At 65.2% G+C, this 15,893-nt stretch carries 15 protein-coding genes; 3 read left to right on the forward strand and 12 right to left on the reverse strand.

Annotated features, from left to right (window positions below):
* Positions 1-3: 3 nt before the first annotated feature.
* The 3 genes from DK26_RS16290 to DK26_RS16300 all read right to left on the reverse strand — a co-directional run bounded on the left by DK26_RS16290 (position 4) and on the right by DK26_RS16300 (position 3,576).
* Entirely contained in the window at positions 4-981 is a 978-nt protein-coding gene (locus tag DK26_RS16290; protein WP_066474618.1) for an ABC transporter permease, read from the reverse strand.
* 40 nt (positions 982-1,021) lie between these two features.
* Complete coding sequence (locus DK26_RS16295) at positions 1,022-2,626, reverse strand: ABC transporter substrate-binding protein (protein WP_066474620.1); 1,605 nt, start codon at positions 2,624-2,626, stop codon at positions 1,022-1,024.
* A 98-nt stretch (positions 2,627-2,724) separates the two neighbouring features.
* Entirely contained in the window at positions 2,725-3,576 is an 852-nt protein-coding gene (locus DK26_RS16300; RefSeq protein WP_066474622.1) for a VOC family protein, read from the reverse strand.
* A 328-nt stretch (positions 3,577-3,904) separates the two neighbouring features.
* On the opposite strand from DK26_RS16300, the gene DK26_RS16305 reads away from it, so the two are divergent.
* Positions 3,905-5,233 carry an FAD-binding oxidoreductase gene (locus DK26_RS16305; protein WP_066474625.1) on the forward strand — a complete coding sequence of 443 codons (1,329 nt, stop codon included), beginning with the start codon at positions 3,905-3,907 and terminating at the stop codon, positions 5,231-5,233.
* A 318-nt stretch (positions 5,234-5,551) separates the two neighbouring features.
* Here the strand turns inward: DK26_RS16305 and DK26_RS16310 are convergent, their stop codons facing one another.
* Together DK26_RS16310 and DK26_RS16315 are read right to left on the reverse strand one after the other, a co-directional pair.
* Entirely contained in the window at positions 5,552-6,118 is a 567-nt protein-coding gene (locus tag DK26_RS16310; protein ID WP_066474628.1) for a M15 family metallopeptidase, read from the reverse strand.
* 178 nt (positions 6,119-6,296) lie between these two features.
* Positions 6,297-7,361 carry a putative sulfate exporter family transporter gene (locus DK26_RS16315; RefSeq protein WP_248309997.1) on the reverse strand — a complete coding sequence of 355 codons (1,065 nt, stop codon included), beginning with the start codon at positions 7,359-7,361 and terminating at the stop codon, positions 6,297-6,299.
* Positions 7,362-7,568: 207 nt separating this feature from the next.
* On the opposite strand from DK26_RS16315, the gene DK26_RS16320 reads away from it, so the two are divergent.
* Together DK26_RS16320 and DK26_RS16325 are read left to right on the forward strand one after the other, a co-directional pair.
* Positions 7,569-8,483 (forward strand): LysR family transcriptional regulator, encoded by a 915-nt coding sequence (locus tag DK26_RS16320; RefSeq protein ID WP_066474633.1) that lies wholly within the window; start codon positions 7,569-7,571, stop codon positions 8,481-8,483.
* A 140-nt stretch (positions 8,484-8,623) separates the two neighbouring features.
* Complete coding sequence (locus DK26_RS16325; RefSeq protein WP_066474634.1) at positions 8,624-9,289, forward strand: hypothetical protein; 666 nt, start codon at positions 8,624-8,626, stop codon at positions 9,287-9,289.
* A gap of 203 nt (positions 9,290-9,492) precedes the next feature.
* On the opposite strand, the gene DK26_RS16330 is transcribed toward DK26_RS16325, so the two are convergent.
* The 7 genes from DK26_RS16330 to DK26_RS16360 form a co-directional block, all read right to left on the reverse strand.
* Entirely contained in the window at positions 9,493-9,822 is a 330-nt protein-coding gene (locus DK26_RS16330) for a RidA family protein (protein ID WP_248309998.1), read from the reverse strand.
* Between the two features lie 491 nt (positions 9,823-10,313).
* Positions 10,314-11,069: a phosphatase PAP2 family protein gene (locus DK26_RS16335; RefSeq protein ID WP_066474638.1), complete on the reverse strand. Its 756-nt coding sequence runs from the start codon at positions 11,067-11,069 to the stop codon at positions 10,314-10,316.
* Between the two features lie 116 nt (positions 11,070-11,185).
* Complete coding sequence (locus DK26_RS16340; RefSeq protein ID WP_083533270.1) at positions 11,186-12,217, reverse strand: DUF1214 domain-containing protein; 1,032 nt, start codon at positions 12,215-12,217, stop codon at positions 11,186-11,188.
* A 17-nt stretch (positions 12,218-12,234) separates the two neighbouring features.
* Entirely contained in the window at positions 12,235-13,602 is a 1,368-nt protein-coding gene (locus tag DK26_RS16345) for a DUF1254 domain-containing protein (RefSeq protein WP_248310019.1), read from the reverse strand.
* Positions 13,603-13,702: 100 nt separating this feature from the next.
* Positions 13,703-14,644 (reverse strand): efflux RND transporter periplasmic adaptor subunit, encoded by a 942-nt coding sequence (locus DK26_RS16350; RefSeq protein WP_066474641.1) that lies wholly within the window; start codon positions 14,642-14,644, stop codon positions 13,703-13,705.
* Entirely contained in the window at positions 14,641-14,892 is a 252-nt protein-coding gene (locus DK26_RS16355; protein ID WP_066474643.1) for a DUF3302 domain-containing protein, read from the reverse strand. Before DK26_RS16355 ends, DK26_RS16350 begins: the two co-directional genes overlap by 4 nt.
* A gap of 15 nt (positions 14,893-14,907) precedes the next feature.
* Positions 14,908-15,714 carry a hypothetical protein gene (locus DK26_RS16360; RefSeq protein ID WP_198162345.1) on the reverse strand — a complete coding sequence of 269 codons (807 nt, stop codon included), beginning with the start codon at positions 15,712-15,714 and terminating at the stop codon, positions 14,908-14,910.
* Between the last annotated feature and the right edge of the window lie 179 nt (positions 15,715-15,893).

A 15,893-nucleotide genomic window follows, 5' to 3' on the forward strand; every position in this document is an offset into this window, starting at 1 on the left:
GGCTCAGCTCCCCGTCGTGATGCGCGGGTCGAGCCGGGCATAGAGCAGGTCGACGATGAAATTGATCGTGATCACCAGCAGCGCCGAGACGAAGATGATGCCGAGCAGGGTGTTGAGGTCGCGCTGGATCACCGATTCATAGGCGAGCCGCCCGAGACCCGGCAGGGAGAACACGCTTTCGACCACGACCGATCCGCCGAGCATGGTGCCGGCCTGCAGGCCGATCAGCGTCACCATCGGCAAGAGCGCGTTGCGCAGCACATGGCGGACCACGACGCGCGTCTCGTCCATGCCCTTCGAGCGCGCCGTGCGGACGAAATCGAGGTTGAGCACTTCGAGCATCGAGCCGCGCATGATGCGCAGATAGATCGCCATGTAGAACAGGCCCAGCGTCAGCGTCGGCAGGACGAGGTGGAGCGCGATGTCGAGCGTCCGCCGCAGGCCCGTGTAGCTGACGGTGATGTCCTCGAAGCCGCCGGCCGGCAGCCATTGCAGATAGATCGAGAAGACGACGATCGCCATCAGGCCGAACCAGAAGGTCGGCATCGCATAGAACAACAGGCCGAGGGTAGAGATCAGCGTATCCGGCCACTTGTTGACGCCGCGTGCCGCGACAACGCCCAGGATCAGCCCGAAGAAGAAGGCGAAGGAGAGCGAGGCGGTCATCAGCAGGATGGTCGCCGGCAACCGCTCGGCGATCACCGTCGCCACCGGCTTGCCGTAGATCGCGGAGAAGCCGAGATCGAGCCGAACCAGCCGCCAGAGATAGTTGCCGAGCTGGGCCCAGACCGAGAGGTCGAGCCCGTAGAATTCGCGCAGTTGCTTGGCGGTGGCGGCGTCGCCTCCGCCCATCTGCGCCATCATCGCGTCGACCGTGTCGCCGGGCGCGAGCTGCAGCAGCAGGAAGACCCCGATCAGGATCAGGATCAGGGTCGGGATCGAGGCGGCGAGACGCCGCCCCGCGAGAGTCAGGACACGCATGGGTACTGGCCGGATCCGGCTGCAGGGTTGAGCGAAGCGGTCACTCCGCCAACCACAGATCGTGCCATGAGGAGGAGCCCCAGCGCGGCGTGTTGGAGTGATTGCGGGCCTTGGCGCTGATCGCGGTCAGGAAGATCTGCTCGATCGGCGTCCAGATCGGCAGCTCGGTGTTGGCACGCCGTACGAAGTCGCCATACAGCGCCTTGCGCTTGGCCACATCGACCTCGGTCGCGGCATCGTCGATGATCTTGTCGATGGTCGGGTCTGTCCAGTCCCACTGGTTGGTCCAGGGCGCACCCTTGGGCTGGCCGGAGCGGTACCACACCGTGGTCGAGACGGCCGGGTCGTTGCGGTACTGGTGCCAGCCCGTGGCGAGATCGAAGGCGTGGTCGTCATAGACCTGCTTCAGATAGCCGCCGCCATCGGTGCGGACGATCTCGATCTTGATGCCGACATCGGCGAGCGACTGCTGGATGAAGGTGGAAAAGAGCGAGATGTCCTCGCCCCAGGGCGCCGGCAGCAGCCGCAGCGAGAAGCGCGTCCCGCCGGCGCCTGGCTTGAAGCCGGCCTCGTCGAGCAGCTTGGCCGCCAGCTTCTTGTCGAACGGGTACTGCGGGCCGTTGTCGGCCGGATAGAAATCGGTCGAGACAGAAGGGACCGGCCCGGTGCCGCGCTTGGCGAAATCGCCGAGGAAGTTCTCGATGAAGAACGGAATGTCGAGCGCATGCGCGATGGCGCGCCGAACGCGAATGTCGGCGAGTTCCTTGCGGCGGAAATTGAACTCGATCGTGTTGGTGCGGGCGTTGCCCTCATTGCCCTTGGTCGAGACGATGAAGCGCGGATCCTTGCCGAGGCGGGCCGAGTCCGAGATCGTCAGGCCCGAGAACGGGCTGTAATGGATCTGCCCTGCTTCCATCTGAGCGGCCGCCGCGGCGCGGTCGGTGACGACGCGCCAGACGATCCGGTCGAGATAGGGCGCATTGGCGCGCCAGTAGTTAGGGTTGCGCTCGGCGATGACATGCTGGCCGCGCTCATACTGCACGAATTTGAACGGGCCAGTGCCGACTGGCGCAAGGTTGACCGGGTTCTGGCGGATGTCGCCCTTGCCCTCGTAGAGATGGCGCGGCGAGACATAGCCGAGGTCGGGCAGCGCGCGCAGCAAGAGGTTGAGCGGCATCGGGCGTTCATAGCGGAACACCGCCGTCAGCGGGTCGGGTGTATCGACCGCGGTGAGGAAGAGCTGCAGCGTCGTGCCGTAGTTCAGGATCTTCTTCCACATCTCCATCGCCGTGAACTGCACGTCGGCGGAGGTGAAGGGCTTGCCGTCATGCCAGGTCACGCCGGGGCGGAGCTTGAAGGTGATGGTCTTGCCGTCGGGCGCGGCTTCCCAGCTCTCGGCGAGCACGCCGACGGGTTGGCCCTTGGCGTCGAGGTCGACCAGTTGCTCCTGGATCTTGCCGCCGATGATGTAGACGCCGGTCGAGGCCTGGAGGCTCGGGTTGAGCTGACGCTGCTCGGCGCCGTAATGGACGGTGAAGACACCGCCCTTGCGTGGCGTTTCCTGGCCGAAGGAGCGCATCGGGAACAGCACGCTGGAGGCGATGGCGGCGCTGGTCATCAACGCGGCGCGGCGGGTCATATCCATGGATTGTCTCCTTGGGCCGGCGTGCAGGCTCGGCACGATGCGGGCGTCACAAGGCCTCGTCAATGCGGCGAGGCCGTTCTGGAACAGGGGAAGCCGCGCTATTGCGGCAGGAAGCTCACGATCACGCCATTGGCGGAGGCGGCCGGGACGCTGAGCGCTGCGCCATGGCGGACACCGACTGAGCCGAGCGCCTTGGCTGCCTGATCGAGATCCTCGCTCGCCAGCACGATCGCCACCGCGCCGGCCGGTCCCGCACCGTCCCGCACTGCGTCCGGATAGCGCCGCGCGAGGCCGGCGGCGTCGTAGAACAGGAAATCGGCGCGCTTGCCGCCGGAGGGCACCAGCCAGCCATCGTCCTGCTGCTTCACCGGCTCGTCGATCAGCCGGCTCAGATGCTCGGCGGCGGCCTTCGGATCGGCGGCGAGCACCTCGACGCGGATGATCCGGCTCGCGCCATTGGCGTGGCTCTGCAGCTCGGGGATCCAGACCGTTTCGCGGGTCAGGTGCTGGCAGGCGAAAATGCGCAGGCTGCCGGGGTTCTCGTCGAGCGGCCAGCGGAAGACGTTGAACCTTGCTTCGCCCTTGCCGCCATTCGGCAGGTCGACCGGCCGGCCGAAATGCACCGGGCCGAGCGGTTCAAGGCCGCGGCTCTTGAGTTCGGCGGCGCCGGCGGCGGCATCATCGGTGGTGAAGGCAGCGCGCTCGATGCCCTCGCGCTCCCTGAGGAAATCGCGGGTCGGCTTGTTGTGCTCGGTCTCGGCGAGGATGCCGAGCAGCTCGACATAGTCGTCCCCGAACATGATCGTGTAATTGCCGCTGCCGAGGATCGGCGAATGCGTGCCACGCGGCGAGACGGTGAAGCCGAGGCTCTGCCACTGCCGGGCCGAGGCGTCGAGATCGCGAACCGTCACCACGACGTGGTCGAGACCGAGAATGTGCTTGAGCGGCATGACGCCCCCTTGTGACCAGAGCCCAGTGGAACGGAGAGTTCATCCGAACGGAAGTTGGGGCGCAACCGCTCCGGGATGACGATTCAAGCAGCCCCCGCTGCGCGCCAGACATAGCGCCGGGAGAATAGTATTTTCAAGAAGGCGAGAGAACTTGCCAAAATTTAGTAGAATCTGTTCGTCTTGGCCAAGAAAAATAGAAATTTGTTCTTCGCCGGAGGAGGGGCTCGGAAGGACCTACTTGCGGGCTAGAGGCCAGGGCGGCAAGGATACCGGCATGCCCGCGATGCGGGACGTCCCTCGTTCTGTTTCCAGCCGAAAGACGCCGCTGATGACCGCCTCTTCCTCCGTCGCCTGGCCGCCTTCACTCTGGGCCGCGACGGCCCAGCCCGGCCCCGTGCTCGGGACGCTCGAAGGCTCGGCCGAGAGCGATGTCGTGGTGATCGGAGCCGGCTTCACCGGCCTGTCGACCGCGATCCATCTGCGCGAGAGCGGGGTCGGCGTCACCATCCTGGAGGCAGCGGAGCCGGGCTGGGGTGCGTCCGGACGCAATAACGGCCAGGTCATCCCGACCCTGGCCGGCCACGACCCCTCTGCCATGACCGCCCGGCACGGCGAAGCCGGCGAGCGCTTCAACGGGGTGCTGCGCGACAGCGCGCAATACCTCTTCGACCTCGTGCGCAAATACGAGATCCCGGCCGAAGCCGAGCAGGCCGGCTGGGTCCAGCCGGTGCATTCGCCTGGCCGTTTCAAGCTTGCCGAGAAGCGCGCTCGGGAATGGTCGGCGATCGGCGCGCCGGTCGAACTGCTCGATCGCGCGGCTGCAGCTGAAATGCTCGGCTCGGAGGCCTGGTTCGGCGGCCTCTGGAATCGCACCGGCGGCCATATCAACCCGCTCGCCTTGACCCGGGGCCTCGCCGAGGTCGCGCTCAGGCTCGGTACGACCATCCATGCGCGCTCGCCGGCGGTGAGCATGACGCATCAGAATGGCCGCTGGGTGGTGAAGACGGCGAAGGGCTCGGTGACGGCACGCGCGCTCGTGTTGGCGACCAACGCCTATACCGGCGAGTTCGAGCCCGGGCTCGCCCCGGAGATCGCCAATGAGGTCATCCCGGTCTTGTCCTGGCAGATGGCGACCAAGCCGGTCAGCGACAACATCGCCAAGACCGTGATCCCCGGCCGGCAGGCGATGTCGGACACACACCGCGAGCTCTATTTCGCCCGCTGGGATGCCCGCAACCGTCTGGTCACCGGCGGCGCCGCGATCCTGCCCGGAGCGGGCGGCGCCAATCTGCGCCCGACCGTCGCGGCGCGGCTGAAGCGGCTCTGGCCGCAACTCGGCGAGGTCGAGTTCGACTATGTCTGGTCCGGGTATGTCGGGATGACCCCCGACAACCTGCTGCAACCGCAGGTTCCAGGCTATCCGCGCATCCACCAGCTCGGGCCGAACGGTTTTTGCTGGGTCGGCTGCAATGGCCGCGCCGTCGCGCTGTCGATCTCGCTCGGCCGCGAGCTGGCGAAGGCGACCCAAGGGACGGCGCTGGAGACTCTCGGTCTGCCGCTCTCGACACCGAAGCCGCAGCCCTTCCAGGGTCTGATCCGCCGGATCGCACCGCTGGCCCTGCCGCTCTACCGCAGACTGGATGCGCAGGAGGTCTAGGATTTTCGCGTTGCCTCGGGGCAAATACCCAGCGCTTCAGGAGTTCTGTCTCACTCACCGCCAGCGTTGCGCCGGTTGCTGACATTGGGGCACCGCCCGGAAGCGGACATTTACCTGCTCACGAAGATGGCGTTGAGGATGCCATTTTCTGAAGCTTCAGAATGTCATCGATCAACTTCGAGCACAGCTGACATAGTTCGGCGTCGGCCATCTCTGGAGGGACGCAAGTTCACTCACGTCATGAGTGGCACGATGGGTAGACTGCCTGCGAGCCTTCTCTAGGTGCAGCGGTTGGCAAGATCTCCGTGAACGGCAGGATCAGTAGCGCCGGCGCGCAACGAGCTCAAAATGCGAGCGGTCCTGGTGCTTGTAGCCGCGAAAGTGGCCGCCCCAGCGTAGATGGGCACCTGCCTTGGAAGCAGCCGCCTTCATCGCCGCGGCAATCCGGTTCTGAAGTGCAATCTCGAATACGACATGGCCGTGGGCATCGAGTGGCCAGAGATCGACAGCCCGGCCGGATCGATGAGCAGTGCTTCGCGTCATCGACCACCCCCAGATCACGGCCTGACGTTGCTGGGCTCGATCGCGCCGGCCGGAGCCGATGACGAAGCGCAGATCCGGCATGGCGGCCTGAGCATTCACGACAATCCTGGCGAGGATCGGATCGAGTGCCCGCAGATTGCGGCCATGGTTGGCTATCGGGTCTGGGTTCCAGGCCAAGAACATCGAGATCTGGTCTCGGCCGAACTCGTCGTAAACCGGAATCCGGGCATAGGCCTCAGGGACAGGACGCTGGCGCGTCTGACCGAGGGCGCTATCGGCCCGCACGAAGCAGGTCAGGGCGAGCCCGATCCGTGCCAGCAGGTGTGTTGCGCGGTACGACATAGCGGACGGTACCGTTGCAAGCGAATGGCTCGAAACGAAGGCTCTCGTTCATAACCGCGACCAAGGCGCTCTATTGCGCTTTCGGTCCGTCCTGGAGCTGTTCTGTAGATCAAAGAACACTCTGTCCGTGTTGCGCGGCTGAGTCTCAGAGCGTCGATAACGTTTTCGGGGCGGTGTCTCAGGGCACTGCGAGCAGGCGGATGAGGCCGAGCGAGATCGCCACGAGCGCAAGGAGTGAGAGGACGACCGTGGCGGTGACGCGGGGGCCGGCCTTGGCGACCGAGCGGATGTCGACGCTGAGCCCGAGCGCTGCCATCGAGATGATCGTCAGTACGTTGGCGACGGTGGCCAACGGCGACAGCAGGACCGCCGGAATGAGCCCGGCCGAGCGAAATGCCGCCATCACCACGAAGCCAATGATGAACCAGGGCACGAGGCGGTGGATCCCAAGGGGGCGCAGCGCCGGACGCTCTGCTGCGACCTGCGCAGCAGGCGCGCCGGTCTCCTCGCGCAGCCGGCTAGACAGCAGCGACAGCACGAGGATGACGGGCCCGAGCATCAGCACGCGCACCAGCTTGACCAGGGTGCCGATCTGGATCGCGGCGGTGCCCGCCGGCGCCGTGGCGGCGAGGACCTGAGGAACGGCATAGACCGTCAGGCCCGACAGGATGCCGAACTGATGAACGCTGAGGTTCAGTGTCGGGATCAGGAGAGGCAGGCTAAGCACGACCACGACTCCGAGCACTGCGGTGAAAGCGATCGAGGCGGCGACATCCTTACCGTCGGCGCCGATGACCGGCGCCGTCGCCGCGATCGCCGAATTTCCGCAGATGGAGTTGCCGCAGGCGACGAGGATGGCCATGCGCTTCGACAGCCCCAGCAAGCGGCCGATCCCATAGCTCAGGCCAATCGCAGCAAAAACCACTGCGGCAATGCCAAGGAGAAGTGGAGCGCCGGTGGCGGCAACCGTGGCGGCGCTCAAGGAGGCGCCGAGGAGCACGACCGCAATCTCCAGCAGCGTCTTCGCCGAGAACGAGATGCCCGGGCGCCAGCGGTCATCGGGCTTCCAGAGCGTTCTGATCAGTGTTCCGATCAGGATCGCCAGGACGAGCGCTTCGAGCCAGGCCCGCCGGAAGAACAGGGCCTCGAGATGCTCGGCGGCGAACGCAGCAACCGAAACGGCCAGGCACAGCACGAGGCCCGGGCCGATGCGCTTTGCGCCCGAGGCTGTTCGGTCAACCAAACTCGTCCGATCTGGGATTTTATGCGTCATCAGAGTACCCGGCAATGCGATGCGCGGGTTCTGAGGCATTTGGCCTAAGTGATCAAACGTGTTGTTTTTCTTGTTTTGATCGAGAAAAACGATTATTTCTCGCGCTGACTTATCGGGGCGCCGTCCAGGCGTGGGCGTGCGGAACCCAGGTGCGCGCTCGCGGATTCATCGACGCTCATGACACTCGAACAGCTTCGTATCTTCGTCGCGGTCGCAGAGCGCGAGCATGTCACGCGTGCGGCTTCGGAGCTGAACCTGACGCAATCTGCGACGAGCGCCGCGATCGCTGCGCTCGAACATCGCCATGCCGTGCAACTGTTCGACCGCGTCGGGCGCCGGATCGCGCTGACCGATGCGGGACGCCTGTTCCTCAACGAGGCGCGGGCGATCCTTGCCCGTGCTGCCGCGGGCGAACAGGTCCTGTCGGATCTCGCCGGCCTGAAGCGCGGGCGGCTGTCCCTTGCGGCGAGCCAGACGGTCGGAAATTACTGGCTGCCACGGAAGCTCGCCTTGTTTCGTGCGCGGTACCCGGGGATCGAGACGCCGCTCGTGATCGGAAATACCGAGACGGTCGCATCTTCCATCCACAATGGGCTCGCCGATATCGGCTTTGTCGAAGGTGAAATTGACGATCCGCTTTTGGCGCAGGAGGTCGTCGCGGTGGACGAAATGGCCATCGTCGTCGCGCCCGACCATCCCTGGGCGGCAAGAGACCGCGTCGATGCTTCGGATTTCGCCGAAAGTTCCTGGGTTCTGCGGGAGCCGGGCTCCGGCACCCGGCAAGTTCTGGAAGCGGTTCTCACCGGCTCAAGGTACTCGCTGGCCGATCTCGATGTCGTGCTGGAGCTGCCCGCCAACGAGGCGGTGCGCGCCGCTGTCGAAGCGGGCTCCGCCGCCAGCCTGATGTCGAGGCTCGTGGTCGCCAGCTCCTTGCAGTCGGGCGCGCTCGTCGAAGTCGCGGCTGACATCCCGCCCCGCCGCTTCGTCATGCTGCGACATAAGGAACGTCATGTCGGTCGGCCTATGCAGGCCTTCCGAGCGCTTCTTGCCGACGAGCCCGTCGCGGCCAAACAGTCACATGCGTCTCAATAGCCGGCGATCCTTCCCGGCATTGCGCCTGCGCGCCAAGCTCTCGCCCGGTTGCTCACCAAAGGTCACGACCGACGCCTGATCGCGTACACGACGTACGGCCGATTCTCCCTTCAGCGATCCCCGACGAGGAGCTTAGCCCTGTGATCCAGCGTATCCTTCTCGCCGGCAGTTCCGGCCTGGTCGGCAGTCTCGTGAGCACGCGCTTATCGACCAACCCGAACGTCGCTCTCGCCAGTCTCGTACGGCGCAGTTCGTCCGCGCCAGGGCTCCCGGTCGATTTCGAAACGCTCTGCGAGGAGCCGGAAGCGACCTTGCGCGCGGTCGCGCCCGGGGGCGTCGACGTTGCAATCTCCTGCCTCGGCACGACCATCCGCACGGCCGGATCGCAACCGGCGATGTTCCGCGTCGACCACGATTATGTGCTAGCCGTCGCGAAGGGCGCCCTTGCGCTGCGCGCGCGCCGGTTCATCCTCGTCACCGCTGCGGGCGCGGGCGGTCCGGGCTTCTATTTACAGACCAAGGGCGCCATCGAGCGGGCGGTCTGCGATCTCGGCTTCGAGAGGGTCGACTTGATGCGTCCAGGCTTTCTTCTCGGCGGCCGCAGTGAGCGGCGCGTCTGGGAGGAGATCGGCCAGCGCGTCTTCGCGGCGCTGACGCCGATCCTGCTCGGGCCGCTCTCGCGCTACGGCGCCATCCCCGCCGAGACGGTGGCGGACGCCATCGTCGGGCTGCTTGGGCAAGAGGAGCTCGGACGCCACGTCCACGAGAACGCGCAGATGCGCCGGCTCGCAGCAGAGGCTTCATGAGCTCCGGTACGCGTGCAGGCGAACGAGATGAGCCACGACTTCGTTCCCGGCGTCCGGGCATCGTTCGTCGAGGCGGTCGGCTCAGCGCTGCCGTAGGTCCGTGTGCGCGACGCACTGGTCGCCGAGGCGCGCCCATCTTTCCGTCGAGCGACAAGCCCGACGGATCGTCTTCGCATTTGGCGATAGATGAGAGCGGCGCGGGACTATCGGGAGGCGATCGCGGTCATCTCGACGAGGAGGTCGGGATAGGCAAGGCGCGCCTCGACGGTCGCGCGGGCCGGCGCGTGGCCCTTTGCGACCCAGGCGTCCCAAGCTTCGTTCATGGCGGCGAACCCCGCCATGTCGGCGAGGTAAATGGTAACGCTGACCAGGTTGTTCTTGGAGACGCCGGCCTGGGCCAGCGTGTCATCGAGGCTGAGCAGAACTTCCTCGGTCTGCACCTTGACGGATTGGCCGCGCGTCTGCTCGGCGACATGGCCCGCGAGGAAGATCAGATCTCCAACGATAACCGCGTCGCTCCAGCGTTCCGTCATGCCAATGCGTTCAATCATAGGGTCAGCTCCATCTGTTCGGTCTGCGGCCGGTTTCCCACGGTCGGTCAGCCGGCGCTGAACGCTTCTATGGCGCACATCCCAACGACGCCATATCGCCGCGATGCGCCACTTTCGGATATTGAGACTTCGCCAGAAAGCGGACGTTTCCCGACGCCCCGTCGCGGCTGTCGGTGCCCGACCAGAGCAGTCCCACGTCAATCGACAGCGCTCGGAGCCCCGGATTATCCGACAAGTTCCCTATCGCATGCCGGTGCGCCTCCTAGGCCCGGGGAGCGCTCGCTTGCGAAGGTTTTGTGTTACGCTCGCGCGAAATATCCGAAGTGCTCTGCCCCGCCGAGGGCAGTTATGCCCTGAACCGAGCGATCGCCAGTGACAGTAAAGCCACCATCACTGCGGCAGGCTCAAAGACCCTAGATCAGGCTTTCGGCCCCAATCGGGGTAGAGGGGCGCCGTCGAGACGAGGCGCTTTGCTACTGTGCGCCAGGCAGGCCAATTGCGAGAGCCTTGGCCTGCACTTCGCAATCCTCGTCCGGCTTTGCGCTCCTCTGTCTGGCTGCCGCCAGTTCGTCGCGCGCGATCGCAATGTCCTCGCGGAACTCCGGCACCGCATGGAGCAACGCAATCGTCGCGGAGGCCATGAAGCGCCCGGCGATGATGTCGCTCTGCCAGTGCACATTGCAGATCATACGGCTTTCTCCGAAGGCGCGGCCGCGCGCGAGGACAGATTGAGCACTATCCGGATCGACTGTGGCGAGCGCGAGAGCCATCCCCCAGCCGAGCGCCGTGTGGCCCGATGGGTAGGAGCCATCCGCGCGCAACTCCTCGTCCTCATCGGGCGTACAATTGGTCTCGCCATAGGCGACGAAGGGTCGGATCGCCTTGTAGCGATGCTTGGTATCTTCCGTGGACAGGCCAGTATCGACTGCGACCCGCTGCAACAACTGATAAAGCCGGGGCGTGTCCTTTCGCGTGATCGCGACGCCCACGGGGCACGCGAAAACGCCTGTCAGCTTGTCCGGATGCAGGCTCGCATCGCGGATCGCGAGATGCCAACGCGGTGTGCCGCGCAGTGTTGCCGCGCGGGCATGCATTTGCGCGTCGAAGGCAGCAGCGGCCGAGCCGGAGGCCGGCGGCGCTGGCAAGAGCCCGGCGCTGGCGAGCCGCTGCTCCTTTTTCAGATAGCCTGCAGGGATCCCGGGAGCGAGCTCGGGGACACCGTCACGCATCTGGGCTGCAGCACGCGCCCCCCCGACGCACAGGATTCCGACCGTACAGAGGAGACGGAAGAGTGACCGCGTCGAGGCGGGGGAGGAAAAACGCGCATCGGACATCGAGGCGCACCCTACTTCGCAGCGGCAACCGGGAACGCCCAGGTACCGCTCAAGATCTCGGCATGGGGCCGGTAGAGCCTGACCATGTAGTTCCAGCCCGGCGTGACAGGCAGGCAGTTCGCGACTTTGCCGTCACAGCCGCCGAACTGGATGTCGAAGCTGCCGTCAGCGCTCTTCTTCGCCGTGATGTTGTTGAGCGAATAGGCGTCGAGCGCGTTCGGGGTGAAAAATCCTTCGGCGTTGTAGACGGTGACAGACCAGAAGCCATCGACCGGTACGCTCGCCGGCACTTTCAGGCCGTAGACGACTTTGCCATCGTTCTTTTCGGGGACGATATTGAGGTAGATCGCCTCCTTGTCAGGGTTGCCGCCCCAGGCCGAGGCGGCGCCGAGCAGGAAGCGCACCGGATCGACCTCTGCGCGTGTACCGAACATCCTGTTCTTGTCGGGTAGCGTATCGCTGAGAGCGACCAGCAGATCCCGGACCTTCTTCTGGCTGGCCTGATCCCAGGCCGGTACCTCGAACTTGCCCGGGCCGCCCGGTTGTTCGACCTTGATCGCGTCCTGCACCGCATGGGCCTGCGTCATGTCCTGCTTGTCCGCTGGGTTGGCCAGCGTGCGAAACGCCACGGCGACATAGCGCGTACCAATGGCATCGCGCGTCAGGGTGTAGGCACCGGGCTTGTGAGCGACCTGATGCGTATACTGGTCCTGGGTGAACACCTGCATCGAGACGAAGCGCTGCCCGGCATCGGGGATCGTGATCGTGACGGGGCCGGCATCGAGGTCAAACACCGCCGACGAATAGAGCGTGTCGCGGTTGAGGCGGATGACTGTCTGCTTGTCGAGCGGCGCGGGTTCGCGGGTGTGATCGAACTTGCCGAAGCCACCGTTTTTCACGATGCCCGAGAAGTAGAGATCGGTTTCGGCGCGGGCGAAATTCTCGACCGTCACGGGGGTCGGCTTCAATTCGGGCGCCTGGGCTCGAGCAACGCTGACGGCCGAGAGCAAGATCGCGGCGGAAAGGGTAAGCGTCTTTCGCATGATCGTTTCCTTTATCGTCAGTTCGCGCGGACGAGCGGCGGCTGTTTCCAGCTTTGCGCGAGCGCTTCGGGCTTGGGCCAATAGAGTCGCAGGATCGTCCAGAACGGCCCGGCCGGCACGGGTAGCCAGTTCGACTCCAGTTCCGGTCCTGGCGACTCGTGCTGGAGATAGAGCGTGACCAACCCATCGGGGTCCTTCTTCAGCGAAGGCAGCATGGGCGAATTGATGAGGTATCGGTTCAGTCGGTTCGCTGAGAGCAGGCTCTGTGGCAACTCGTAGACGGTGAGCGACCAGAAGGCGTTGACGGGCAAGCCCTTCGCCGGATCGAGCCGCATCGTGTAGCGGCCATCCTTGCCGTCGAACGGCTTGCCGGCGGAATCGGTGTAGTAGACGGGATAGAGCGCCTCTTCCTTGGAGTTTCCGTAGATGCCGAGTGCGGCTCCGGCCATCCGGGCCATGTAGTCGTTCTTCAGGAAGGCGCGAGTGCCGAAGCCCTCCGCCGGGGCGCGCTTGCCGGTGTCGAGTTCATTGGCCTTGAAGGCGGCGAAGGCCTTCCAGGCATCGGCCATGCCGTCCTCGAGCGCCTTGCGCCGCTCAGGCGCGAGCTTCGCGAGATCCAGCGCCTTGCCCGGGCCAACGCCGATGCGGGCCAGTCGCCGACGCAGCTCTAGCTCCGATCGATGTGTCGGGCAGAACTGCAGGATGAAATTCAGGATCTGGAAGAACTCGGCCGAGCTGCGCTGCTGCTCGGGCGAAAGAGGTCGCATGAAGTCGATCGCGGCGGCGGCTTTCGGCGCCGGCTTGCCCAGAAACTGCGAGAGCGGCTGCACCGTGTAGCCTGCCTGGATCACCTTGACCTTTTCGATGTCGGCCGGCGCGAAGAGCTGCGTCCGGTAGAGCACGAAGGCGAAATCGGTTTCGCAGCGGATGACGCGCTTCACGCCTCGGGGCTTGCGCCCCTTCCAGCGCGGGCCGACGAGCAGGAAGTTGCCGGCCTCGTTGCCGGTGGCGCGGCTGCCGACATAGGCGAAATTGAAGGTGTATTGGTCGATGAACTGCAGCGAGTAGTAGCGTCCGGCCTCCACGGCGGGGACGGAGATCACGAGCGGCTCAGTGCGCAGGTCGGCGCCGATATAGGAATAGGGCGTGTCCGAGTTCGGCGTCTGGATCGCTTTGTCGTCAGGCGTGTAGACGCGCGCCGTGTAGGCGATCACGTTCCAGGGCGCCTTGAACTCTGGGCCGCCGCGATCCGCGAAATACGAATACTGGATGCGGTAGTTGTCGACGAGCGGGAAGCCCCAGATTGTCGCCTCCTTCGCGATGGCGCGCAGCACATCGGCTTCGCTCGCCCCGGCGGCCGACGGGTTGGCGATCGCGCCGAGCAAGGCCCCTCCACCAAGGCTGGCGACCGATGCCAGCAGGGCCCGTCTGTCGATGTCGAAGCGGCTTGTCACGGTGTTATCTCCCAGTGGAGGCCTGGACGGCTCAGAACGGGTTGACGTAGTTGAGGATCGCGATCTGCCGGAGGATCACACGGCGGATCAGGTGAGCGGGCTTGACCCGTTCGGTAAAAATCGCGGCGTCGCCGACGGCGCCCGCGGGAAGGGCATCGGCGAAAGCCGCGTCATCGAGCTTGATCCTGACGACGAAGGGCGCGGCCATCACGGTACGGGGCGCGATCGCAGTACCCGTCGCCTGGGCCTGCCCTGCCGCGATCGCCTGCAGAATGCTCTCGACCCGCCCAGTCACGACGACGCCAGGCTGGGTCTTGAAGGTCAATTCCACGGGCTGCCCAGGCACCACATAGCGGACGGCATTCTGATCGATCGAGACGCCGACAATGGTCGTTGACGTGTCTATGAATGCCATAACCGGGGCGAGCGGCAGGCTGGCCACCCGTGCTCCCTTCCGCAGGGCGACATTCGTCACATAGCCATCGGCCGGCGCCCGGACCGTCGTCTTGTCGAGGTTCCACTGTGCCGCGTCGAGCTGCGCGCGCAACTGGCCGACCTCCGCCTCGCGCTGCTCGACATCGAAGGTCCTGCCGGTGCCGCGGCTCTGGAGGTGGTTCATCTGGTCGAGCCGCAACTCGGCGAAGGCCAGTTGGGCCTTGAGCGTCCTGACGCTGGCCTCGAACGGCAGCGGGTCGATCCTGAACAGGACATCTCCCTCCTTGATCGGCCGGTTCGGCTCGACGGGAACGTCGATCACCTCGCCGGCGACGGAAGGCACGATGGCAACGGAATTGCGCACGACGAGCGCGGCGCCCTGGGGAGCGCCCCAGTTCATGGGAATGAAGAGTCCGAGAAGCAGGAGCGCCAGGACGAGGACCGGCGAGATCTTCCAGAAAAGGCTGAGCCGGACGACCCCCAGCTTTACGAGCAGAAGGAGTAGGACGAGATAGACGTTGAGGAGAACGATGATCATCGCTCCGCCTCCGCGCTGCTGCCGCGCCGCACGGGCACGTCGACATAGGCCCATACGAGAACGACCGGCCACAGCACGCAGCCGAGGAAGAGCGTCACCCAGCCTCCGACGGCCACCGCCTCTGCCCATGGATGGGAGCGCCGCTGCGCGATCTTGCCCGGCAGCATCGCGGCCAGGACGACGACGGCGATCGTGCTGAACAGCAGCACGATCAGAACGAGCCAGGCAAAGATATCGAGCACGGACACGCCCTCCTCGGACCTTCAAAACCGATAGGTCGCGGCCAGGATCGGGCCGTGCATGGTCGTGTCGTACAGGAAGCGGTCCTTGCGGTAGTCGACATGCAGAGCGCGATAACCGGCGTGCAGTACCCAGTTCTCATTCCACTGGTAGTTCACGGTGCCGAGCGCCTGCCAAGTCAGTCGGGAGCCCGCATCAAAGCCTCCGACATCCCCGATCAAGGTCACGCTCCACGGCCCGCCGAGTCGAGCGATCAGCCGGGCGGCGACCACCGGATCGAGCCAGTTCTCTGCTTCGGAGTGCACGATGGCGAGATTCAGCGCGCCCGGGCCGACCTTCAATCGGTTGTCGAGGTTCCAGAAGCGCAAGCCCGCCCCGAGATCCACGTCCATGCTTGCGTCGCTATAGAGCCGGTACAGAACGGAAGCTTGCAGAGTGAGCGTCTGCGAGCGCAGCTTCACGCTGGAAAAGTACGGCCCGGGCAACGTCGCACCCGACGTCACCTGGGTGAACATGGCGTCCGCGATGAAGCCCCAACGGCCGAGCCGCATCTCGGCGACGCCCATCAGTCCGCCGTTGAGGTCCTTCAGGATATCGCCGAAGCTGAGATCGGCTTTGGCCGCAGGCAGCGGCGGCAACGTCGAGGCGCGCCCGTGCAGGGCTGAGGCCCAGCCGTATCCGGTGAACGTGAAGGTCGGGCCAGCGGATTGAACAAGGGAACGCGGAGCGCTGGTGGCAGACGAAAGGTCCGCGGCGTTTGACGGCAGACCGGCGAAAAGGCTGACAGTAATCAGCGTGCTCCGGCACATCGGCTTCATGGCGGAAGGCACGTCGTCTCTACTCCCAAAGCCACGGACCGCTTCACCACATCCGGTGCATTTGTCACGCGCCAGTCGTTGAACCTCGCTCGCCTTGAGTAAACCCAAGAACAAAGAGGCAGCGGCTCCGCTACTGCTGGTATAATCGTGCCGGAGAACGTATTTGTCCCGAATCGGACAAAGTCGGAGCT

Source organism: Allobosea sp. WAO (genome assembly GCF_001509835.1).
In the GTDB taxonomy this organism is placed as follows: Bacteria; Pseudomonadota; Alphaproteobacteria; order Rhizobiales; family Beijerinckiaceae; genus Allobosea.